This is a genomic window from Duganella sp. GW821-FHT01E12, assembly GCF_059422325.1.
In genome coordinates this window covers 1-20,992 of sequence record NZ_JBWKWR010000020.1, presented here as the reverse complement: position 1 = coordinate 20,992, position 20,992 = coordinate 1, and the positions used below count along the sequence as shown (strand labels likewise).

Below are 20,992 nucleotides of genomic sequence, written 5' to 3'. Positions count from 1 at the left end.
GCCTGCCGTATTTTTTAACTACCTCAGGATAACAACATGACCAACGTAATCATCACCACCAACAAGGGCAACATGACCGTCGAACTGAACGACGAGAAAGCGCCTAAATCGGTAGCCAACTTCCTGAAGTACATGGAAGCCGGCCACTACGCCAACACCATCTTCCACCGCGTGATCGACGGCTTCATGATCCAGGGCGGCGGTTTCGAGCCAGGCATGAAGCAGAAGCCGGCCGACGAGACCGTCGAGAACGAAGCCAAGAACGGCCTCAAGAACGACACCTACACGCTGGCCATGGCCCGCACCTCGGCGCCGCACTCGGCATCGGCCCAGTTCTTCATCAACGTGAAGAACAACTCCTTCCTGGACTACCCAGGCCAGGACGGCTGGGGCTACGCCGTGTTCGGCAAGGTCATCGAAGGCACCGAAGTGGTTGACGCCATCAAGAAGGTCAAGACCACCCGCAGCGGCATGTTCGCCGACGTGCCTGCCGAAGACATCATCATCGAGAAGATCGAACTGGCTGCTTAATGAGCGACGCCAACATGCGCGCGGGCCAAGCCTGCGCGCTGTTCATCTCCGACCTGCACCTGCAGCCCGCGCATCCCGCCACCGGCACGGCGTTCTTCGACTTCCTGGAGCGGCACGCGCGGCGCGCGCAGCAGTTGTACCTGCTCGGCGACCTGTTCGAATACTGGGCCGGCGACGACGACATCAGCGATCCCTTTCACCAACGGATCATCGCCGCGCTGCGCAGCGTGAGCGACGCGGGCGTGGCCGTCTACTGGATCGCCGGCAACCGCGATTTCCTGGTCGGCCCGCAGCTCGCGGCGGCGGCGGGCCTGACCCTGCTGCCGGAAACCTATGTGACCGAGATCGGCGGCCAGCGCCTGGTGGTGCTGCACGGCGACGCCCAGTGCACCGAGGACGTCAAGTACATGGAGTTCCGCGCCATGGTGCGCCAGCCCGCGTGGCAGCAGCAGTTCGTGGCGATGCCGCTGGCGCAGCGCAAGGCCATCATCGCCGGCATGCGCGAGAACAGCCGCAAGGACCACGGCACAAAATCCTACGAGATCATGGACGTGACGCCGCAGGCGATCCGCGACGTGTTCGACGCCACCGGCGCCGACGTCATGATCCACGGCCACACCCACCGCCCCGCCCTGCATGTGGTGGACGGCAAGCGCCGCTACGTGCTGCCGGACTGGGAACCGGACGCCAGCCCGCCGCGCGGCGGCTGGATCGCCATCGACAGCCACGGCGCCATCACGCGCCACGCGCTCGACGGCGCGGTCATTCCAGCGTAATCGCCACGCCGTCTTCCGGCGGCGCGGCGTCGATCGGCGCCTCGCAATAGGCCGCGATCGACGGCAGCTCGCGCATGCGCCGCACCAGCTCGGGCCACGGTTGCGCCCACACCTGCGGATACAGCTGCTCGCCCGGCGTCAGCACCGGGAAGGCCAGGTTTTCCGCGCCCGGCGTGAACTCGCAATGCACGGTGGCCTTGTTGCCGCGCGCATCGCAGCGGTACCAGCCGCCCTCCTCCAGCCACACCGCCACCAGGCCGTGCGTGCAGAACGGCGAACCGGCGTCGCGCAGCGTCAAACGCTGATAGCAGAAGCCGGACGGGATGCCGTTGGCCCGCAACAGCGCCACCAGCAGATGGCTCTTGGCCGTGCACAGGCCGGTGCCCAGCGCCAGCGCCTGGGAGGCGTCGCAGCTGACCTCGTCGCGCCGGTAATCGATGCTGTGCTCGATGCGGTCGCGCACCCATTCGAAGCAGCGCTGCGCCGTCGCGCGCGGCGTGGCGGCCTGCAGCGAGCGCGCCAGGCGCTCCACGTCGGGATGGTGAAAATCGATGACGTCGCTGGCGGCGACAAATGCGGGCAACAAGGCGTTCATGGCTCTCCCATTTATCAAAGGAGCAACAGTTTGCCACACTTATGGTTTTGGCACAGCGGATGGCCCTATAATCGGCGCATGACCTTCCGCATCTTTTTTCAAAGCAGTCTCCTTGTCGCCGCTGTGCTTTCGGTCGGCAGCGCCTGGTGCGCACCGCAGCCGCTGACCGTGGTCTGGCGCGACAAGCCGCCCTACCACTACCAGGAAAACGGCGAACCCAAAGGCTTTTTGCTGGACCGCGTGAAAAACATCTTCACCGTCGCCGGCATCCCCGCGCAGTTCATCACCGAACCGCAGAAACGCATCTGGGCCAACTTCCGGCACGGCGCCAAAAACTACTGCTCGATCAGCTGGTACCGCCTGCCGGAGCGCGAGGCGGTCGCGCAGTTCACGGCGGCCATCCACGAAGACCTGCCGCACAGCGTGCTGATCGCGCCGGCCTATGTGGACAAGGTGATGGCGCATCCGACCCTGAGCTCGCTGCTGGACGATCCCCAGCTGACGCTGGGCTTGGTCGACGGCGTGTCCTACGGGCCGGCGCTGGACCAGATGATCAAGGGCAGCAAGAACCGCATCATGAGCCGCACGGTGGAAGCGACGCTGATGATGCGCATGCTCACGGTGGGCCGCGCCTCGTTCATGTTCGTGGACCGCGAGGACTGGGAGTATTTCCGCGCGCGCGAAACCGCGCCGCAGACGGCGGTGCGCCGCGATTTCCCCGACATGCCGCCGGGGATGAAGCGCTACATCCTGTGCAGCAAGGACGTGCCGGCCGAGACCATGGCCAAGCTCAACCAAGCCATCGCAGCGACCGGCGGCAGCAGCAACCCCGGCCACAGCGCGCGGCCGAAATGATCAGCGCTTGAGGCCGGCCATCGCCGCGTTCAGGCGGCGTATCAATTCCTGGTTCAGGTCGCGGGTGTGGCGGGTCCAGCGCTCCATCGTGCGCTGCAGCTCGGCGTACAGCTGGTTGGCGCGCGCCGCGTCGCCGGCGCCGGCCGCCCAGATCGCGAACTCGGCCTGCGCGGTGAAGCTGTTGTAGCGCCCCAGCGCGAATTCGAATTCCGCCCTCGCCTCATCCTGGCGGCCGGCCGCGGCCAGGGCCTGGGCCAGCAGCAGCGACACTTGCTCGCCACGGAAATTGGCGTCGGCGGCGCGGATGGTTTGCAGATGCGCGACCGCGGCGGCGGCGCGGCCGCAGGCCAGCGTGGCGCGCGCGGCGCCGTAGCGGATTTCCAGGTCGCCGGAGAACGGCCCTTGCAGGCAGGCTTCGTAGGTGGCCGCCGCCTCGCCGGCATCGCCGGCCTCCAGCAGCGCGCTGGCCAGGCGCATCTGGTTCTGCGCGGTCGGGGTGTAGGCGTAGGCGTCGCGCGCCTCGCGCAGCTCGCGGCCGGGATCGAGCGTGCGGGCCGCCGCCGTCACCACCTTGCGGGCGCCGTGGTTCAGTTTCGAATCGGGCAGGTAGATGGCGATGAAGTAGACAATGCTGCCCAGACCGGGAAACATGAACAAGATCATCAGCCAGTACATCTGCTGTCCGCTGCGGATCACGTGGATGGCGAAGAATATCGCCACCAGCACGTGCAATCCAATTCCAAATATGGTCATGAGGCGAGCTCCAACATTTCATCAATGCCGCGAATTGTAGAAGCTCTTGACCTGCGCCACAAGGAAACTTGCAAATCCATTAAGCCGCGATGGGTTCCGGCTGGCTGAACCAGGCGGCCACATAGCGCGCCAGGCGGCCGACGAACACGCCGTTGAACAGGCCGAACAGCAGGGTGACCATCGTGGCGAACAGCGGATTCTGCTGCAGCTCGGGATGCATGGCCGTCGTCACCGCCACCGCGTACTTGGTGCAGAAGATGGCGATCATCAGCACCAGCGGCGCCCAGCTGCCGCGCTGGAGCACGGTGCCGGCGGCGCGGTCGACCACGACGGGGACGCCGCTGCCGAGCCGCCAGGTGAGCGCCACGCCGGCCAGCACGCCCAGCAGCCACATCGCCCAGATGCCGCCGCCCAGCGCGCCCCGCCCGCTCATGCTCGACAGCGACAGCCCTATCATCACCGCCGGGATGACGAACAGCGCCCGCAGCGCGATCTCGCGGTCGCGGCTGGCCAGCGCGCCACGGTATAGCAGGAAGGCCAGCAAGGCCCAGACGTAGGTCGGTGTATGGCTGACAATTTGCACAATCATGATCTGCTCCGCGTGACTGGTTAAGGTGTAGCCACTATGCCGGGCGCGGCGCCGCCATGGTTCGCGATGCGACGAAATGCAGCAAAACGGCGCGAAATGCAAGCGTGCGGCGCAAAGCGCGCGCATTCCATCGGCCAGGCGTTGCAGCGAAATGGTTCGTTACAAATTTTCGGTGGCAAGGCAAGCGGACTCGGCATAAATTACCACACAGCAATGCCTGAGCCCCTTTTCCGGAGATACCAGTCATGACCCCAACACCGACCGCGGCCGCCGCCGCCCGCTTCCTGGCGCAAGCCTCGATGGGAGCCAACCGCGCCGAGATCGCCAAAGTGCAGTCGCTGGGCTACGCCGGCTGGATCGACGCCCAGCTGGCCGCGCCCCGCTCCGGCACCCGCTGGGACTGGCTGATCGCCAAAGGCTACAACGCCGCCACCAACCGCAACTCCGAGAACGGCTTCGACGCCTGCGCCTGGCGCAAGCTGATCAGCGCGCCGGACACGCTGCGCCAGCGCGTCACGCTGGCGCTGTCGGAAATCTGCGTGGTGTCTATCGATGGACTGGTCGGGGCCGGCTGGCGTTCGTTTTCGGCGGCGGCCTACCTGGACCTGCTGGAGGACTACGCCTTCGGCAATTACCGCGCGCTGCTGGGCGCGATCTCGACCAGCGCGCCGATGGGCCAGTACCTGACCTTCCGCGGCAACGTCAAGCAAAACCCCACCACCGGCGCCCTGCCCGACGAAAACTATGCGCGCGAGCTGATGCAGCTGTTCAGCATCGGCCTGGTGCAGCTGAACATCGACGGCACGCCCAAGCTGAGCAACGGCGTGCCCAGGGAGACCTACGGCCTCGCCGACATCACCGGCCTGGCCCGCGTGTTCACCGGCTGGGACTTCGACATGGCCGGCCAGGACGGCAGCACGCCCGACTTCCTGCGCCGGCCGATGATACAGGTGGCCAAGCGGCACGAGACCGGCGCCTCCACCTTCCTCGGCAGCACCGTGCCGGCCGGCCTGCCCGGCGCCGACGCGCTGAAGACTGCGCTGGACATCATCTACGCCCATCCCAACGTGGCGCCCTTCATCAGCCGCCAGCTGATCCAGAAACTGGTGACCAGCAATCCGTCGCCGGCCTACGTGGCGCGCGTGGCGGCCGTGTTCAACGGCGACAGCCGTGGCGTCAAGGGCAACCTGGCGGCGGTGGTGCGGGCGCTGCTGCTCGATCCCGAGGCGCGCACCGACGGCCTGAACGTGAACGTCCCCGGCGCCGGCAAGCTGCGCGAGCCGATGCTGCGCTTCATCGGCTGGGCGCGCGCCTACAACGCCGCCTCCGCCTCGGACGCCTGGGCCATCGGCAACACCAGCGACGCGTCGAGCCGCCTGGGCCAGAGTCCGCTGCGCTCGCCGTCGGTGTTCAATTTCTACCGGCCCGGCTACGTGCCGCCCAACAGCGCCGTCTCCAAGGCCGGACTGGTGGCGCCCGAGTTCCAGCTGACCAACGAGACTTCGGTGGTCGGCTATGTCAACTACATGCAGCGCGCGGTCAGCAAGGGCGTCGGCGACGTGCTGCCCTACTACGGCAGCCTGCTGCCGCTGGCCGCCAACGGCCAGGCGCTGGTCGATGAAATCAACGTGGTGCTGGCGGCGGGCCAGCTGAGCAGCGCCACCGTCGGCCTGATACGCGGCGCCATCGACACCATGCCCGCCAAGACCGACGTCGCGCTGCTCAACCGCATCTACGCCGCGCTGACCCTGGCCATGGCCGCGCCGGAATACCTCGTTCAACTCTAGGGAGCCGCCATGACCACCAATACTTCCCGCCGCGCCTTCCTGCAACGCGCCTCGATGCTGGCCATGAGCGGCGTGGCCGCGCCGCTGGCCGTCAACCTGGCGGCGATGGCCGAAGCCTCGGCCGCCACCGCCAGCGACTACAAGGCCATCGTCTGCGTGTTCCTGTACGGCGGCAACGACTACGCCAACACGCTGGTGCCGTACGACGCCGCCAGCTACAACGCCTACTACGCGCTGCGCTCCACGCTGGCCTACCAGCAGAGCGCGCTGTCGGGCACGGTGCTCAACGCGGCCGCGGCTCCGGTCGACGTCAACGGCGTGGCGCATCAGTACGCGCTGGCGCCGGAACTGGCGCCGCTGCTGCCGATCTTCAACGCCGGCAAGATGGGCGTGCTGCTCAACGTCGGCACGCTGGTGCAGCCGACCAGCAAGGCCCAGTATCTGGCCAGGTCGGTGCCGCTGCCGTCCAAGCTGTTCTCGCACAACGACCAGCAGTCCGAGTGGCAATCGTCGATGCCGGAAGGCGCGACCTCGGGCTGGGGCGGCCGCATGGGCGACCTGTTCGAAGCGGGCAACGGCAACGCCACCTTCACCTGCGTCAACGTCTCCGGCAACGCGGTGTACTTGTCCGGCAAGGAGGCGGTGCAGTACCAGGTGTCGACCAAGGGCTCGGTGCCGTTCAGCGCGTTCCAGAGTCCGCTGTTCGGCTCGGCCAGCTGCAGCAGCGCGCTGCGCACGCTGATCACGCAGCAGCACAGCAACCTGATGCAGTCCGACTATGCGCGCGTGACGCAGCGGGCGATCTCCGCCAACGACGTGCTGACCTCGGCGCTGGCGGGCGCGCCGGCCATCAACACGGCCTTCCCCGCCAATAACAATCTGGGCGACCAGCTGAAGATGGTGGCCCGCATGATCTCCTGCGCCTCGACGCTGGGCGCCAAGCGGCAGGTGTTCTTTGTGTCGATGGGCGGCTTCGATACGCACGACGGCCTGGTCAAGGTGCATCCGGGCCTGCTGAAGAGCGTGGCCGACGCGGTGGCGGCTTTCTACCAGAGCACGGTGGAACTGGGCGTGGCCAACCAGGTGACGGCCTTCACCGCGTCCGACTTCGGCCGCACGCTGAGCGGCAACAACGACGGATCGGATCACGGCTGGGGCAGCATGCACTTCATGCTGGGCGGCGCCGTCAAGGGCGGCCGCTACTACGGCAAGGCGCCGGTGGTGGCCAGCGACGGCCCGGACGATGTCGGCCAGGGCCGGCTGCTGCCGACCACGTCGATCGAGCAATACGCGGCCACGCTGGGCAGCTGGCTGGGCGTGTCGAACACCGACCTGCTGGCCATGCTGCCCAACCTGGCCAACTACAACGCCAGCGCGCGCAACCTCGGCTTCGTCTGACGCCTACTGCGCCGGCTGCAGATTGGCGACCAGCGCGCCGGGCCGGGTGCTGATCCCGGTCAGCACGAACTGCACGCCGGCGTAGCGCAGGTCTTCCGGGCGGAAGGTGTGTACCGGTACATCCTTGAGCGTGTTCTCGCCCAGCAGATTGGCCACGCTGGCGATCTGGTTCTGCTTGCCCTCGTCCATGCCGTCGACCACGAAGCGGTCCACATGCGCATCGCTGATGTAGATGGTGTTGCGCACATTGTCCACCTTCAGGCGGCCCGACACCGCCATGCTGCCGTGCCAAGACTGGCGCGCCAGCAGCGGCGACACGTTCACGTCCAAGGTCAGCGCCACGCGGTCGTTCTCGGCCAGGATGTCCAGCTGCGGATGGCTCAGCTCCACTTCGAACACGCCCAGCACGCGGTGGCGCACGGGGAACTTGCGGTCCAGGTTCTGCTGCATGCGCGCCTGCGGCAGCTCCACCTGGCGCGGGCCGATCAGCGTGGAACAAGCGGCCAGCAGGGCCGCCAGCATCAGCGGCGCGGCCAGTTTGAGGGGGCGTGATATCGACATCGGGGATCTTTCCGTAAAAACCGTAACGCCGCCATTATGACCCAGGCGCGCCGCCAGCCTCGCCACCGACAAAAAATATCGAAAATAACAAGAAACGCTTGCCTTTTTCGATCTCAGTGTTATAGTTAACTACAACACCACTCCATCAACACACATCAAGGGGACCACATGTATGTCCACGATAGGCTGGAATGACAACGCGCCGATTTATCGGCAGCTCAAGGACAAGGTCATCGGCATGGTGCTCGACGGCCTGCTCAAGCCCGGCGACGCCCTGCCCTCCGTAAGGCAGGTGGCCGCCGATTACCAACTCAATCCGATCACCGTATCTCGCGCCTACCAGGAACTGGTGGACGAAACGCTCGTAGAAAAAAGAAGGGGACTAGGTATGTACGTAACTGACGGCGCCCGCGACAAACTGCTGGCCACTGAACGCGAACGCTTCCTGAACGAGGAATGGCCGCTGATGCTCGAACGTATCCGCCGCCTGGGCCTGGAGCTGGAAACCCTGCTCAAACCGATCGCCACCGGAGGTGCGTCATGAGCGCCGTCATCACCGCGTCCAAGCTCAGCAAGAACTACGGCAAGCAGGCCGCGCTGAACGGCGCCACCTTCACGGTCGAGGCAGGCCGCATCGTCGGCCTGATCGGCCCCAACGGTTCGGGCAAGACCACCACCCTCAAGGCCATCCTGGGCCTGACCCAGTTCGAAGGCGAGCTGACGGTGCTGGGCATGGACCCGCGCAGCCAGCGCGAGGCGCTGATGAACGAGGTCTGCTTCATCGCCGACGTCGCCATCCTGCCGAAGTGGCTCAAGGTCAAGGACGCGATCGCCTTTGTCGAAGGCGTGCATCCGCGCTTCGACCGCAGCAAGGCCGAGAAATACCTGGCCAACACCAAGCTGACGCCGGACATGAAGGTCAAGGCCATGTCCAAGGGCATGGTGGTGCAGCTGCACCTGGCGCTGGTGATGGCGATCGACGCCAAGCTGCTGGTGCTGGACGAGCCGACGCTGGGCCTGGACATCCTGTACCGCAAGCAGTTCTACCAGAACCTGCTGGAAGACTACTTCGACGAGCACAAGACCATCCTGATCACCACCCACCAGATCGAGGAGGTCGAGCACATCCTCACCGACCTGATGTTCATCCAGGACGGCAAGATCTCGCTGGCGGCGTCGATGGACGAGGTGGGCGAGCGCTTCACCGAGGTCATGGTCGAGCCGCAATTCGTGGCGGCCGCCAACGCGCTGCAGCCGATGAGCCAGCGCACCGTGTTCGGCAAGCCCATCATGCTGTTCGATGGCGTGCCGCGCCTGCAACTGTCGACCTTCGGGGAATTGCGCACGCCCAGCGTCGCCGACCTGTTTGTCGCATCGATGAAAGGAACCTACGCATGAAAACGATGAAATGGCTGATCAGGCGCGAACTGTGGGAGCACAAGGGCATGCTGGTCTGGGCGCCCGCCGTCATCGCCACGCTGATCGCGGCGCTGGCGCTCGGTTCCATCATCATGGGGAACCAGCTCAACTTCAACGACGGCGACCAGACCATGTCGATCGGCTCGGTCACCATCGAAGGCACGGCGCGCATGCGCATCGTCGAGACCATGTCGCAGGCCTATATGGTGTCGGCCATGCCGGTGCTGATGGTGCTGAGCTTTGTGGTGTTCTTCTACTGCCTGGGCGCGCTCAACGACGAGCGGCGCGACCGCAGCATCCTGTTCTGGAAATCGCTGCCGGTGTCCGACCTGTCGACCGTGCTGTCCAAGGCCACGCTGGCGCTGGTGGTGGCGCCGCTGATCACGCTGGGAATCGGCACCGTGCTGTCGCTGCTGATCCTGTTCGCCGCGTGCGGCGCGGTGATGGCGCACGGCACCAACCTGTTCGGCGCCATGCTGACGGCCCCGGACCTCTACCTGACGCCGCTGCGCCTGGTGGGACTGCTGCCGGTCTACATCCTGTGGGCCTTGCCGACGGTGGGCTGGCTGCTGATGGTGTCGAGCATGGCGCGCTCCAAGGTGTTCCTGTGGGCGGTGGGTACGCCGCTGGTGACGTCGCTGCTGCTGGTGTGGGCGGAAAAGATGCTGCACTTCGGCTTTGACGCCAGCTGGTTCGTCACCCGCATCGTCGACCGCATCCTGCTGGGCGCGATTCCAGGTTCGTGGATCATGTTCGAAGCGGACCACGTGGCGCTGCAACATGAGGTGCACCGGATGGCGGTGCCCGAGACCATCTTCAGCGCCTCATGGGGCACGCTGGGCGGCATCAGCGTGTGGCTGGGCGCCGTGGCCGGCGTGGCGATGATCGCCACCGCGGTCTGGATGCGCCGCCGCCGCGAAGAAGGCTAAAAACCAGCGGGGGTCAAGTCTGACATTCGGACACGAGCCCAGCTGTCGCACGGGGGTCAAGTCTGACATTCGGACACGAGCTCAACCGTAGGCGCGGCCTACGGTTGAGCTCGTGTCCGAATGTCAGACTTGACCCCCAGCCCACGGCGCAGGCCGTGTCCGAATGTCAGACTTGACCCCAAATTTATTATTCGAACTGCTTGCGGAATTCGGCGAACTGCGCGCTCAGGTCTTCGACTTGCTGGCGCAGTTGCTGCACTTCCTGCTCCAAGGCTGCGACGCGGCCGCCCTGCCCCGCCGCGCTGACCGAGCCGCCCAGGCTGGCGGCGGTCTCTTCCCGCGCCAGCGCGTCCTCGCCGCCGAGCAGCTGGCCGTAGCGCGGCTCCTTGGTGCCGGGCGCCAGCGCCAGCTTCGATACCAACGGCGGATATTTGTCGATCAAAAATTGCAGCGCCTGCTCGACGTCGCCCACGCTCTTGAAGTCGTGCAGCCGGCCGGTGCGGGTGCGGATCTCGCCGGCGGTCTGCAGGCCGCGCAGCATCAGGATGGTCAGCACCGCCAGCTTGTCCTGCTCCAGCGACCACTTGATGCGCATGCGGTGCTCGTACTTGGTCACGCGCGCGCCGGCCTGCGTGATGCCGTTGACGTACTTGCGCTGCATCAGCCGCTGCAGCACGTCGGCCACCGTCTCCTCCGACAGCGCCATCACCGGATCGCGGCTCGACAACTGGTTGCAGCCGTTGACCAGCGCGTTCAGCGACAGCGGATAGTTATCCGGCGTCAGCGCCTCCTTCTCGGCCAGCACGGCCAGCACGCGGATTTCAAACGGGTCCAGCACTTCTGCGCCATCGGGCGACGATTCCATATGCGGCATCCTTATTCAACGAGCTTGTTGAGTTGGTCTGAATTCAATTTATCACAATCGGGTACGCCCTGACAGTGCAAGCCCGCCGCCTTCATGGTGGCGAGGATGCGCTCGATCTGCTCTTCCTGTTTCACCGCGTGGTTGATCAGGCCGTGCAAGGCCTTCGACAGCGGATCGTCGCCGTTCGGCGTGACGCCGTAGGCGCTGAACAGGTTGGCCGTGGCGCTGGCCGCCGAGGCCGGCTCCTTCTGCACGATGTGGGCCGGGTTGCCGACCGCCGTGGCGCCCGGTGGCACCGGCTTCAACAGCACGGCGTTGGAGCCGACCTTGGCGTACTCGCCCACCGTGAAGCCGCCCAGCACCTTGGCGCCGGCGCCGACGATGACGCCGCGTGCCAAGGTCGGATGGCGCTTGGTGCCGGTGTGCAGCGAGGTGCCGCCCAGAGTCACGCCCTGGTAGATGGTGCAGTCGTCGCCCACCTCGGCGGTCTCGCCGATCACCACGCCGAAGCCGTGGTCGATGAAGACGCGCCGGCCGATGGTGGCGCCGGGGTGGATCTCGATGCCGGTGACGATGCGCGCCAGGTAGGAGATGAAGCGGCCCAGCCATTTCATCTTGTGCGTCCAGCACCAGTGCGCCCAGCGGTGCATGACGATGGCCTGCAGGCCGGGGTAGCAGGTCAGCACCTCCCAGGCGTTGCGGGCCGCGGGATCGCGTTCGATGATGCTGTTGATGTCTTGGCGCAGGTGATGGAACATGGGGTGTACGGTATTGCAATGGAAACGCTAATGGTAGCGTATTCGGTCGGGGGTTGCTGGAGAGGCCTGGCGGCCTTAACCCGTAAGGAAGAGGGTCAGACCCCGCACGGGGTCTGACCCTGACGGCGGAACGCCGCGGGGTTAGCCTTCCTTGGCGATACGCTGGCGGCGTGCCTCGTACAGACAGACGCCGGATGCGACGGAAACGTTCAGGCTCTCGACCGAACCGAACATCGGAATGCTGACCAGCATGTCGCAGGTCTCGCGCGTCAGGCGGCGCATGCCCTCGCCTTCCGAACCCATGACCAGCGCGGTCGGGCCGGTGAAGTCGGCTTCGTACAGGCCCTTCTCGCCGTCGTCGGAGGTGCCGATCAGCCAGATGTCGCGGTCCTTCAGGTCGCGCAAGGTGCGCGCCAGGTTGGTGACGGTGATGTAAGGCACGGTCTCGGCCGCGCCGCTGGCGACCTTGGCGGCGGTGGCGTTCAAGCCCACCGCGCGGTCCTTCGGCACGATCACCGCGTGCGCGCCGACGCCGTCGGCCACGCGCAGGCAGGCGCCCAGGTTGTGCGGATCGGTGATGCCGTCCAGGACCAGCAGCAGCGGCGGGCCCTCGATGGCGTCCAGCAGCTCGTCCAGGTTGCGCGCCAGCGCCAGCTGCGAGGCGAACGCGATCACGCCCTGGTGGCGGCGGGTGCCGACGATCTTGTCGAGGCGGCCGGAATCGACCGGCATCACGCGCACGCCGGCCGCCTTGGCGTTGGCGATCAGGTCCTTCATGCGGCGGTCATCGCGCCCCATGTCGACAAAAATCTCTTCCACGGACGAGGCCTCATGACGCAAACGCGAGGTCACGGCGTGGAAACCAAAAATCATTTTATTCTTACTCATTTATCGCTTCTTTTTACTTTTTGAGACAGTCTTCGCTGCTCGGGGTGCTACCGGGGCAGCCGCCCCGGCATTAGTCTTGCGTCCGCCGCGCGCCTTGGCGGCGGGCTTGGCCGCAGCCGGCTTGGCGGCAGGCTTGGCGGGCTGCGCCTTCGGCACGGCCGGACCAGGCTTGATGTTGGTCTTGCGGTCCTTGGACGGCGCGTCGCCTTTCTCGGCGCGTGGCGGCGGCGCGTCGGCCCCGGCCAGGCGCAGGTCGATCTTGCGCGCCTCCAGGTCCACGCGCACCACCTGCACGCTGACGCGGTCGGTCAGCTGGAACTTCTTGCCGGTGCGCTCGCCGCGCAGTTCGTGGCGGGCGTCGTCGTACTGGAAGTAGTCCGCGCCGAGGTCGGTCACGTGCACCAGGCCTTCAACGAACAGCTGGTCCAGCTGCACGAAGATGCCGAAAGTGGTCACGCCGGTGATGATGCCGGTGAATTCCTCGCCCAGCTTGTCCTGCATGAAGTAGCACTTGAGCCAGGCCTCGACATCGCGCGACGCCTCGTCGGCGCGGCGCTCGTTGGCCGAGCAGTGCACGCCCAGCGCGTCCCACACGGTCAGGTCGGCGGTTTTTTTCTCTTTGCCTTCGGCCTTGTCCTTGGCCTGCTGCTTGCGGGTGGCGTTCGAGACGTTGGTGTTCAGCACGCTGGTGCTGGCCACTTTCGGCTCGTACTTTTTACCCAGCAGGATGGCCTTGATGGCGCGGTGCGTCAGCAGGTCCGGATAGCGGCGGATCGGGCTGGTGAAGTGGGCATAGGCCTCGTACGCCAGGCCGAAGTGGCCGATGTTGTCGGGCGAGTAGACCGCCTGCTGCATCGAGCGCAGCAGCATGGTCTGCAGCAGCGACGCGTCCGGACGCTCCTTGACCTGCTTCATCAGCGCGGCGTAGTCGCCGGCGGTCGGCTTGTCGCCGCCGTTCAGGTTCAGGCCCACCTGCTTGAGGAAGGTGCGTACCTGCTTGAGCTTTTCAGCGGTCGGGCTGGCGTGGATGCGGTAGGTGCCGGGATGCTTGTGGCGGATCAGCAGGTCTGCCGCGCAGACATTGGCGGTCAACATGCATTCCTCGATCAGCCGGTGGGCGTCGTTGCGGGTGCGCGGGATGATCTTCTCGATCTTGCCGGACGGGTTGCAGACGATGTAGGTCTCGGTGGTTTCGAAGTCGATCGCGCCGCGCTCGGTGCGCGCCTTGAGCAGCGCGTGGTACACCTCGTACAGGTTCAGCAGGTGCGGCACGATGCCGGGACGGCGTGCCGCCTCGGGGCCCTTGGTGTTGCCGAGGATGTCGGCCACTTCGGTGTAGGTCAGGCGCGCGGCCGAGTGGATCACGGCCGGATAGAACTGGTAGGCCTTGATCTCGCCCTTGGCGGTGACGACGGCGTCGCACACCAGGGTCAGACGGTCGACCGCAGGGTTCAGCGAGCACAGGCCGTTGGACAGCTTCTCGGGCAGCATCGGAATCACGCGGCGCGGGAAGTAGACCGAGGTGCTGCGCTCGAGCGCGTCGGCGTCCAGCGCGTCGTTCGGCTTGACGTAGTGGCTGACGTCGGCGATCGCGACGATCAGGCGGTAGGCGTTGGTGCGGCCGATCTTGACCGGTTCACAGTAGACCGCGTCGTCGAAGTCGCGCGCGTCCTCGCCGTCGATGGTGACCATCGGCACGTCGCGCAGGTCGACGCGCTCGCCCAGGTCGGCATCGCGCACGTGGTCGGGCAGCTTGTTGGCCTGCTTGAGCGCGGCGTCCGAGAACACGTGCGGCACGCCGAACTTGCGCACGGCGATTTCGATCTCCATGCCGGGATCGTCCAGCGAGCCCAGGATTTCAACGATCTTGCCGACCGGCTGCTTGAAGCGCATCGGCTGCTCGGTCAATTCGACGCTGACCACCTGGCCCGACTTGGCCTTGCCGACCGAGCCCTCGACCAGGATGTCCTGGGCGATGCGCTGGTCTTCCGGCGCGACGATCCAGGCGCCGTTTTCGTTGAGCAGGCGGCCGATGATGTGGGTATTGGCCCGCTGCACCACCTCGACGATGGTGCCTTCCGAGCGGCCGCGGCGGTCGACGCCGACCACCTTGGCCAGCACGCGGTCGCCATGCAGCACTTTCTGCATTTCCTTCTCAGGCAGGAACAGGTCTTCGCCCGGCTCGTCCGGGATCACGAAGCCGAAGCCATCCTTGTGGCTGCTGACGCGGCCGGAGATGAAGCCCGTTTCGGTGGCCAGCGAGAAGTGGCCGCTGTCGTCGGAGACGATCTGGCCGTCGCGCTGCATGGCGTTCAGGCGGCGCGACAACACGGCCTGGGCCTCGGTCGCGACCTTCAGCGCCTTCGAAAGTGCGCGCAGATCGAGCGGCGCCTTGGCGCTGCGGAAGATGCCGAGAATTTCCTCCCGGCTGGGAATGGTATGGGTAGATTGGTTCAAAAGTATTTCTGTAGTTATTATTGACAGTGTTCAGAGGAAATCCGGCCTGGCAAAATCGTCAGGTGCATATATATGGCATGACGACAGGCGTAGTGTACTTGGAAACGCCCTGATTGACTAATTTGCGGCCAGCGTTGCGAATTCAAACGGATTTTTTAAGTTGGGGCATTTGACATCCCGCAAAATTCCTCTATAATCTTGGTCTCTCGCAGCGACAACGTTGAAAAACGGCGGCAAAGCGGGAATTGCTAGACAGGGTTGATGTGCAGTATGGAACGAAAGTTCATCTGGCGCGAAACTCTCCCCGTCGCTATAATAGCAGAGTTGTTAAGAAGCATCAGTGCCCACGTGGCGGAATTGGTAGACGCGCATGGTTCAGGTCCATGTGCCGCAAGGTGTGGGGGTTCGAGTCCCTCCGTGGGCACCACAAATTCCGCAAAAAAGCCTCCATCGAGCTGAAAAGCAGATGGGGGCTTTTTTCATTCCCCTCCCCGTTCCGGCTTTGCCAAAGCGGCCATCTTTCCAAAATACAATCATGGGATTATGATGGGCCTCTCCCCCATTTAGGCAAACGGAAGCAATCATGCGATTCATCCAGCGCGATCCCGCCTTGGCGCCGCCCATCCTGAGCGCCCCCGATACGAAAGCGGCGGTCAAACACATCCGCACCAGCATGGACCAAGGCCAGCAAGTACGCGATGCGCTCTACCATTTGCGATCGTCGATACGCCGCACCTTGCAGCCCGCCCTGAACGCGCAGTTCCAGCAAAAATGCGCATATTGCGAGAGCCCGCTGGAGGCCGTGCGGGGCGATGCCGACTGGTTCCGCCCCATTTTCGGCGCCGCCCGGGAAGATGGCAGCATAGACCAGCACCACTATCACTGGCTGATCGCGCAATGGGACAACATCTACCTCAGCTGCAAGGCCTGCAACAACTACAAATCGAACCGTTTCCCCGTCCACTTTCAAGCTCGGTACGGGATGTCCATCAACCAGCTGCGCCGCGAGAAAGAAGCCAAGTTGCTGGACCCTTGCCACGACCGGCCGGAAAAACACTTCCTCATGGATGCCGACGCCCGCCTGCTGGCGGTCAGCACCGAGGGCGCCGTCACCATCGACATGTTCCAGTTGAATAGGATGGATCTGCTGCATGCGCGCGAGGCCAGGCTGAAACAATTTCTCTACGCGTGGAATCTGACATGCTCCCCCGGAAGCACGAAGTCGGACCTGTTGGTGAGCCACCTGGCTAGCCTGCTGCACGCTGACTCCCCATACGTCGGCTCCCTCTACCTTTGCCTGTGGCAGGTGTCGCCGCCCGCTACGCGAAAAATCCTGCGCCAGATGATGGGCGGCGCGCTCGAGCCAATCGAACTCGAGCGCCTGCTCGCAGACCTGGGCCCGATTGGCGAGGAAGACATCCACCGCGCCCTGCGCAAAGCGAAAGAAATTGCAGCGCCGGCCATCACGGCAGCAGAGCCGTTCCACAAGATCCGGCAAATCCAGATCCGGAATTTCAAAGGCATAGAGGCGCTCACAATAGAGTTTCCGGAGTCTTCAACTTTTGCCCTGATCGGCGAAAACGCCACCGGGAAAACCTGCGTGCTGCAGGCCATCGCGCTGGGTCTTGCAGGCCACCGCCATGCCACTGCGCTCGCGGGCAGGCCAGCGGGCTTGCTGGCCGAAAAAGCGGACAGCGGCGAAATTATGGTCCGCTTCTGGGGAACGGACGAATACAACCGGGTCAGCTTTAGCCGGGATGCCGCGCGCTACGGCGGCCAGACACAGGTGCACCCGAAGGTGTTCGGCTACGGCCCGTATCGCCTGCTGGCCAAGCGGGAACAGGGCAAGTCCAAGCGCGACGCAAACATCCGCCTGTGCTCGCTGTTCGACGACACCTGCCTGCTGAACGGCCATCACGGCTGGCTGGCCGGGCTGAACCCGAACCAAAAAAACGACCTGGCGGAAGTGCTGCAACTACTGCTGGCGTCGGCCGACAGCAAGGTGACCGTCAACACCACCACGCTGACGATCACCACGAACGGCAGGCCGCACCCGATCGACTCCCTGTCATCGGGCATGCAAAGCGTCACGTCGCTGTGCACCGACCTGATGGAGGCGCTGTACGAATCGGCCGAGAGCGTCCTGGGAAACGGCTACGTGATCATCATCGATGAACTCGACGCCCACTTGCACCCAAGCTGGCGCATCGGCATAGTCGAACGTCTCGGGAAAGCCTTCCCCCAAGCCCAGATCATTTTCAGCACGCATGACCCGTTGACCTTGCGCGGACTCGAGGCCGATCAGGTGCGCATACTCTACCGCGGCGAAAATGGCGACCTCAGACAAAGGGCCAGCACCTACGCCGATTCGCAGAGCATCGATCAAGTGCTGACCTCGAACAGCTTTGGCATGTTGAGCACCCATCCGCCCGAGTGGGAGCGCGAGTTCGCCGACTATATCGCCCTGCTGCGCAAGGAGGACAGCGGTGCGCTGAGCGCAGCCGACATGAGCCAGCTGACCGCCCTGGAGCTCAGTCTGAACCGGCACCGCATGCTGGGCGAGAGCCGCCGCGAGCAGCTGATGCTGGCCGTGATGGAACAGATACTGGCCTCGGCGCCGCAGGAAATCGACGTCTGGGATGAGGACATCGTCAAACAACTGGCCGAACAGGTGCAGGCGAGCCTGGCCGACGGCGCAGGGGACGCCCATGATTAAAAGCAAAAAGACCGTGGCCACGCCTGCCCCGCTGAACCCCGCCAGCCAGGCTTATATCAACGAGTACAACTATAACCACTTCGTCGTCCAGAACCATCTGGTCGCCGGCCACGCCTGGCCGAGCTTTCGAAAGATCCTGGCATTCGACCTTTACCGCGCCAAGCCCGGCGACGCGCAGGTGAAGAAGGGCTTGAGCCAATTGTTCGGCAACAAATGCGCCTATTGCGAGTCGTCGCTCGGCACGCAGGATCTGCACACCGAACACTATCGCCCCAAGGCGGAAGTCACGCTGGCGAAGAATCCCGACCAGAGCGGCTACTGGTGGCTGGCCGCGGATTGGGACAACCTGCTGCCGGCCTGCATACATTGCAATCGCTCGCCAGGCATCGACCATGCGAGCGGGGTGCACTACAAGTCAGGCAAGGGCAACCACTTCCCCCTGCTGCCGGGCAGCCCGCGCGCGACCATCCCGGGGCAGCAGGGCACCGAACTCCCCTCTCTGATCAATCCCAGGATCGACGAGCCCGCCGATTTCCTGACCTTTAAAACACTGCGCGGCGAATCCGCGGTCTGCACGGCGGATCACGCGAAGTCCAGCCCGGCATCATCCCAACGCGCCGACGATACGATCGACATCCTCGGCTTGAACCGCCCCGGCCTGGTCAACCGCCGCAACGCCCACCTGAGGAAGCTCAGGTCGGCCATCAAGGCATTTCTGGACGCCGCGCGGCTGCACCAGAAGGTGTCGGCGGACAAGGCGTTCATGCCGCTGCTGAGATTCAGCAGGAAGATGGTCAAGGACCGCTGGAACGAGATTTATCACGACTACCTCTGCGCCGACGACAAGGAGTACTTGCACGCGTCGATGAAATGCCTGGATCTCGAACTGCAAAAGGCCGGCCTGAGCCTGAAAAAACTCTTGGGCGGCAAGTCGCTCCACCTGCCGGCCGGCGCCATCCAATAAGGCCGGGGCGCCGCTCAGGATAGCTCATGCACCCATTCCACCTTGAGCCAGCCGCCGATTTCGCGCAGCAGTTCGTGCTCGTCGACCGGCTTGCTGAGGAAGGCGTTGGCGCCCACCTGCAGTGAGCGCTCCTCCTCTTCCGGCGTCGAGCTGGCGGAAATCATCAGCACCGGCATGTGGGTGGTGCGGGCGTCGGCGCGCAGGCGGCGCGTGGTTTCGATGCCATCCATGTCCGGCATCACCATGTCCAGCAACACCAGATCCGGCAGCCCGGCCTGCATCTGGCGCAGGGCGGCCACGCCGCTGTCGGCCTCCAGCATGCGGAAATCCAGCGCACCCAGCAGATCGCGCAGCAAGGCGCGGTTGGCGGCGACATCGTCCACCACCATGATGGTTTTGCGCGGACCCAGATAGCCGGTGGCGTTGTGGCCGTCGCTGCCGGCCGGCGCCGGCGCCTCCGCCAGCGGCACGCAAACATCGAACCAGAAGCGGCTCCCCCGCCCCAGCGTGCTTTCCACCTTGAGTTCGCCGCCCATCAGGCGCACCAGCTGGCGGCTGATCGCCAGGCCCAGCCCGGTGCCGCCGGCACGGCGCGATGCCTCGCCCACCTGCTCGAAGGGCCGGAAGATGGCGTCCACATGATCGGGCGCGATGCCGATGCCGTCGTCGCGCACCTCGAAACGTAGCCGCGCCTGGTCCGGCGGCGCATCCGGCAAGGGCGCGACACGCAGCCGCACGGTGCCGCGATCGGTGAACTTGACGGCGTTGCCCAACAAATTCAGCAGCACCTGGCGCAGGCGGGTTTCGTCGATGCTGATCGCCACCGGCAGGCCGGCCACCAGCTCCAGCTCGAAGTGCAGCTGCTTCTGCTCGGCGCGCACGCGCATGATGTCGGCCACCACCGACAGCAGGTCGCCCAGCAGTACCGGCTTGGGGTGGAATTCCATCTTGCCCGCCTCCACACGCGACAGGTCGAGCACGTCGTTGATCAGGGCCAGCAAGTGCTGGCCGCCCTGCTGTATCGTGCCGACGCCGGATCGCTGCGACGGCGTCAAACCCTTGTCGCGCTTGAGGATTTGGGTGTAGCCCAGGATGGCGTTGAGCGGCGTGCGCAGTTCGTGGCTCATCGAAGCCAGGAAGGCGCTCTTGGCGCGATTGGCCACCTCGGCCCGCTCCATGGCGGCGCGCAGGTCGTTATTGGCCTGCTGCAGCTCGGCGTTGACCGCCGCCAGCTGCGCCGGACTGGGTATGCGCAGCGCCAGCGGCACCAGCCGCACCAGCACCACGGCCGTGACCACCGAGGCGCCGGCGGTGATCGCCTTGAGGATCACCGACAGCCAGTAATCGGGGCGCCAGATCACCCATATGTCGGCCAGGTGGGTGCCGCCGCAGGCCAGGATAAAAACACCAAAGGCGATGAACATCCAGTCGAACGGCATGTCGCGGCGTTTGCGGATGAAGTACAGCAGCGTGACAGGGATGGTCAGGTAGGCCAGCGCGATCAGCGCGTCGGAGATCACACTCATCCAAAGGATGGACGGCGTCCATAAAAAACAGTGCCCGTGCGGCATAAAGCCCTGGCTTCCGAACCAGTTGCTCAACGTGTCCATTGCCTACCTCCTTTGCCTCAGATGATGGGGCCAGCACTCAGGAGCTTACGAAAGTGTGAGCAAACAAGCAAGCAACAAATCTGCGGTGCGGCTTTGTGCAATCTTTCTCAAAAATCAGCATTTCGCCCTTGACGCGGGCGCGTCGCTCCCCTATGATTCTGGCCTCTGTTGCAGCACACGCCGCAGCGGAAAGCAGCAAAGCAGTAACAGTGCCCACGTGGCGGAATTGGTAGACGCGCATGGTTCAGGTCCATGTGCCGCAAGGTGTGGGGGTTCGAGTCCCTCCGTGGGCACCACAGAATTCCGCAAAAAGCCTCCATCGAGCTGAAAAGCAGATGGGGGCTTTTTTCATTGCGCGGCCGGCCCCTGCGGCACAGTTTCGCAATCCGCCCTTGACGGCAGCGCCGCCATGCGGCATGATGCTGCCTCTGTTGCAGAACACGCGGCAGAGAGTAGCAAGCAGTACAGTGCCCACGTGGCGGAATTGGTAGACGCGCATGGTTCAGGTCCATGTGCCGCAAGGTGTGGGGGTTCGAGTCCC

General features: G+C 64.9%; 19 protein-coding genes and 2 tRNA genes. 12 read left to right on the top strand and 9 right to left on the bottom strand.

What is annotated here, in order from left to right:
- The first annotated feature begins 36 nt into the window (after nucleotides 1-36).
- Both AC07WS_RS29755 and AC07WS_RS29750 read left to right on the top strand, forming a co-directional pair.
- Nucleotides 37-531 (top strand): peptidylprolyl isomerase, encoded by a 495-nt coding sequence (locus AC07WS_RS29755; protein ID WP_494732540.1) that lies wholly within the window; start codon nucleotides 37-39, stop codon nucleotides 529-531.
- The gene (locus AC07WS_RS29750) at nucleotides 531-1,307 is read left to right on the top strand and encodes a UDP-2,3-diacylglucosamine diphosphatase (protein ID WP_494732539.1); all 777 of its coding nucleotides are present in this window, start codon (nucleotides 531-533) and stop codon (nucleotides 1,305-1,307) included. Before AC07WS_RS29755 ends, AC07WS_RS29750 begins: the two co-directional genes overlap by 1 nt.
- Here AC07WS_RS29750 and AC07WS_RS29745 read toward each other — a convergent pair.
- The gene (locus AC07WS_RS29745) at nucleotides 1,294-1,902 is read right to left on the bottom strand and encodes a transglutaminase-like domain-containing protein (protein ID WP_494732538.1); all 609 of its coding nucleotides are present in this window, start codon (nucleotides 1,900-1,902) and stop codon (nucleotides 1,294-1,296) included. The two genes, AC07WS_RS29750 and AC07WS_RS29745, sit on opposite strands and share 14 nt — an antisense overlap.
- A 78-nt stretch (nucleotides 1,903-1,980) precedes the next feature.
- Between AC07WS_RS29745 and AC07WS_RS29740 the strand changes: the two genes are divergently transcribed.
- Nucleotides 1,981-2,757 (top strand): transporter substrate-binding domain-containing protein, encoded by a 777-nt coding sequence (locus AC07WS_RS29740; RefSeq protein WP_494732537.1) that lies wholly within the window; start codon nucleotides 1,981-1,983, stop codon nucleotides 2,755-2,757.
- Here AC07WS_RS29740 and AC07WS_RS29735 read toward each other — a convergent pair whose 3' ends face one another.
- Nucleotides 2,758-3,510 carry a tetratricopeptide repeat protein gene (locus AC07WS_RS29735; protein ID WP_494732536.1) on the bottom strand — a complete coding sequence of 251 codons (753 nt, stop codon included), beginning with the start codon at nucleotides 3,508-3,510 and terminating at the stop codon, nucleotides 2,758-2,760.
- 79 nt (nucleotides 3,511-3,589) lie between these two features.
- Nucleotides 3,590-4,099 carry a DUF6622 family protein gene (locus AC07WS_RS29730; RefSeq protein WP_494732535.1) on the bottom strand — a complete coding sequence of 170 codons (510 nt, stop codon included), beginning with the start codon at nucleotides 4,097-4,099 and terminating at the stop codon, nucleotides 3,590-3,592.
- Nucleotides 4,100-4,344: 245 nt separating this feature from the next.
- Here AC07WS_RS29730 and AC07WS_RS29725 point away from each other — a divergent pair, with 245 nt between their 5' ends.
- Both AC07WS_RS29725 and AC07WS_RS29720 read left to right on the top strand, forming a co-directional pair.
- Nucleotides 4,345-5,886, top strand: coding sequence for a DUF1800 domain-containing protein (locus tag AC07WS_RS29725; RefSeq protein WP_494732534.1), 1,542 nt, complete (start codon nucleotides 4,345-4,347; stop codon nucleotides 5,884-5,886).
- A gap of 9 nt (nucleotides 5,887-5,895) precedes the next feature.
- Nucleotides 5,896-7,284 (top strand): DUF1501 domain-containing protein, encoded by a 1,389-nt coding sequence (locus tag AC07WS_RS29720; protein ID WP_494732533.1) that lies wholly within the window; start codon nucleotides 5,896-5,898, stop codon nucleotides 7,282-7,284.
- A gap of 3 nt (nucleotides 7,285-7,287) precedes the next feature.
- Here the strand turns inward: AC07WS_RS29720 and AC07WS_RS29715 are convergent, their stop codons facing one another.
- Entirely contained in the window at nucleotides 7,288-7,845 is a 558-nt protein-coding gene (locus tag AC07WS_RS29715; RefSeq protein WP_494732532.1) for a DUF1439 domain-containing protein, read from the bottom strand.
- A 172-nt stretch (nucleotides 7,846-8,017) separates the two neighbouring features.
- Between AC07WS_RS29715 and AC07WS_RS29710 the strand changes: the two genes are divergently transcribed.
- Genes AC07WS_RS29710 through AC07WS_RS29700 form a run of 3 tightly spaced genes read left to right on the top strand, consistent with a single transcriptional unit; the run spans nucleotide 8,018 to nucleotide 10,193 of the window.
- The gene (locus AC07WS_RS29710; RefSeq protein ID WP_494732531.1) at nucleotides 8,018-8,389 is read left to right on the top strand and encodes a GntR family transcriptional regulator; all 372 of its coding nucleotides are present in this window, start codon (nucleotides 8,018-8,020) and stop codon (nucleotides 8,387-8,389) included.
- Nucleotides 8,386-9,243 (top strand): ABC transporter ATP-binding protein, encoded by an 858-nt coding sequence (locus AC07WS_RS29705; protein ID WP_494732530.1) that lies wholly within the window; start codon nucleotides 8,386-8,388, stop codon nucleotides 9,241-9,243. Before AC07WS_RS29710 ends, AC07WS_RS29705 begins: the two co-directional genes overlap by 4 nt.
- Nucleotides 9,240-10,193, top strand: a complete 954-nt coding sequence (locus AC07WS_RS29700; RefSeq protein WP_494732529.1) for a hypothetical protein — start codon at nucleotides 9,240-9,242, stop codon at nucleotides 10,191-10,193. The genes AC07WS_RS29705 and AC07WS_RS29700 overlap by 4 nt, the downstream gene beginning before the upstream one ends.
- A gap of 187 nt (nucleotides 10,194-10,380) precedes the next feature.
- On the opposite strand, the gene AC07WS_RS29695 is transcribed toward AC07WS_RS29700, so the two are convergent.
- The 4 genes from AC07WS_RS29695 to rnr all read right to left on the bottom strand — a co-directional run bounded on the left by AC07WS_RS29695 (nucleotide 10,381) and on the right by rnr (nucleotide 15,161).
- Nucleotides 10,381-11,058 carry a YceH family protein gene (locus tag AC07WS_RS29695; protein WP_494732528.1) on the bottom strand — a complete coding sequence of 226 codons (678 nt, stop codon included), beginning with the start codon at nucleotides 11,056-11,058 and terminating at the stop codon, nucleotides 10,381-10,383.
- 11 nt (nucleotides 11,059-11,069) lie between these two features.
- Nucleotides 11,070-11,816 (bottom strand): serine O-acetyltransferase, encoded by a 747-nt coding sequence (gene cysE, locus AC07WS_RS29690; RefSeq protein WP_494732527.1) that lies wholly within the window; start codon nucleotides 11,814-11,816, stop codon nucleotides 11,070-11,072.
- A 141-nt stretch (nucleotides 11,817-11,957) separates the two neighbouring features.
- Nucleotides 11,958-12,704 carry a 23S rRNA (guanosine(2251)-2'-O)-methyltransferase RlmB gene (gene rlmB, locus AC07WS_RS29685; RefSeq protein WP_494732526.1) on the bottom strand — a complete coding sequence of 249 codons (747 nt, stop codon included), beginning with the start codon at nucleotides 12,702-12,704 and terminating at the stop codon, nucleotides 11,958-11,960.
- Nucleotides 12,705-15,161, bottom strand: a complete 2,457-nt coding sequence (rnr, locus tag AC07WS_RS29680) for a ribonuclease R (protein WP_494732525.1) — start codon at nucleotides 15,159-15,161, stop codon at nucleotides 12,705-12,707.
- 342 nt (nucleotides 15,162-15,503) lie between these two features.
- Between rnr and AC07WS_RS29675 the strand changes: the two genes are divergently transcribed.
- From AC07WS_RS29675 to AC07WS_RS29665, 3 genes are all read left to right on the top strand, one after another.
- Nucleotides 15,504-15,588, top strand: a tRNA-Leu gene (locus tag AC07WS_RS29675).
- Nucleotides 15,589-15,744: 156 nt separating this feature from the next.
- A complete protein-coding gene (locus tag AC07WS_RS29670) occupies nucleotides 15,745-17,877 on the top strand; it encodes an AAA family ATPase (protein WP_494732524.1) in 2,133 nt (710 codons plus the stop codon).
- Entirely contained in the window at nucleotides 17,870-18,841 is a 972-nt protein-coding gene (locus AC07WS_RS29665; protein WP_494732523.1) for a retron system putative HNH endonuclease, read from the top strand. Before AC07WS_RS29670 ends, AC07WS_RS29665 begins: the two co-directional genes overlap by 8 nt.
- Nucleotides 18,842-18,855: 14 nt before the next feature.
- Here the strand turns inward: AC07WS_RS29665 and AC07WS_RS29660 are convergent, their stop codons facing one another.
- On the bottom strand, nucleotides 18,856-20,367 hold the full coding sequence (locus AC07WS_RS29660; protein ID WP_494732522.1) for an ATP-binding protein: 1,512 nt from the start codon (nucleotides 20,365-20,367) through the stop codon (nucleotides 18,856-18,858).
- A gap of 295 nt (nucleotides 20,368-20,662) precedes the next feature.
- On the opposite strand from AC07WS_RS29660, the gene AC07WS_RS29655 reads away from it, so the two are divergent.
- Nucleotides 20,663-20,747, top strand: a tRNA-Leu gene (locus AC07WS_RS29655).
- Nucleotides 20,748-20,992: the final 245 nt, after the last annotated feature.